1 protein-coding gene and 1 pseudogene are annotated in these 533 nt (G+C 75.8%); one reads left to right on the forward strand and one right to left on the reverse strand.

Annotated elements, in window-relative coordinates:
• On the forward strand, positions 1-87 hold an 87-nt coding region (locus ASJ79_RS34515; protein ID WP_231751038.1), incomplete at its 5' end, for a hypothetical protein.
• Positions 88-98: 11 nt separating this feature from the next.
• Here ASJ79_RS34515 and ASJ79_RS25595 read toward each other — a convergent pair.
• Positions 99-440: pseudogene (locus ASJ79_RS25595) on the reverse strand (amidohydrolase family protein); the annotation flags it as partial.
• Positions 441-533: the final 93 nt, after the last annotated feature.

Consider the following 533-nt stretch of genomic DNA (forward strand, 5'->3'; position numbering starts at 1 on the left):
CAGGCCCGCGAGCACGACTTCCGCGAGGCGGTGCGCCGCCGCGACGAACCCTTCGGAGACCACGGCCGCACCACCTCCGGGGTGTGACACATGCGCATGACGGCGCGGTCGGTGGTGTGATGCGAGGTCGCCGCACGGACCGTGGCCCACGGGTTCATGTCCGTCACCGGGGCGTCGGAGCCGAAGGCCAGCGGCACACCGCGGGAGGCCAGCAGGGCGAACCTGTTCAGCCCGGCGGCCCGCTCGGCGCCGAGACGCTGGGCGTACATGCCGTCCGCGCCGCCCCACAGGGCATCGAAGTTCGGCTGCATGCTCGCGATCACCCCCCAGCTGCCGAGCTTGTCGGCCTGCTCGGCGGTGACCATCTCGAGGTGTTCCAGCCGGTGTCCGCAGCGGGCCACCGCCGCGACACCGAACCGCTCCACGACCGCCGCCAGCGCCGCCGGCAGGGGCGCTCCCCGGGGTGGGCATCACGGGGGCGGCGGCCGGCGCGGCCGTGGGCTGCGCGGGGAGGGCCGGGACGGGGGGGTGGT

The organism is Mycobacterium sp. NAZ190054 (genome assembly GCF_001545925.1).
Classification (GTDB): domain Bacteria; phylum Actinomycetota; class Actinomycetes; order Mycobacteriales; family Mycobacteriaceae; genus Mycobacterium.